A 210-nucleotide genomic window follows, 5' to 3' on the forward strand; every position below is an offset into this window, starting at 1 on the left:
GGGAATAATACTGGCACAGACACCAAGAATCATACTAGGATGAATCTCACAGTGCGTCTAGGTATGTGCTCGTTGAGTAACAGTACGAACACGCTTGTTCAAGTCGGTGTTGTCTTCCTCAGGCATGGCGTAACCAGCTTTAAGGTGCCTGGAAATTTCGAGATCCTCAGGAGTCATGACAATCATGATCGTCTCCTCCTCCTCCGCATC

At 48.1% G+C, this 210-nt stretch carries 1 protein-coding gene; it reads right to left on the minus strand.

All coding sequences use genetic code 11. The features are described from left to right. Positions 1–57: 57 nt before the first annotated feature. The coding region (locus tag GSQ79_RS30480) for a hypothetical protein (RefSeq protein ID WP_158811687.1) at positions 58–210 on the minus strand (153 nt) is incomplete at its 5' end.

It is taken from the genome of Beijerinckia sp. L45 (assembly GCF_009765775.1).
Classification (GTDB): Bacteria; Pseudomonadota; Alphaproteobacteria; order Rhizobiales; family Beijerinckiaceae; genus RH-AL1.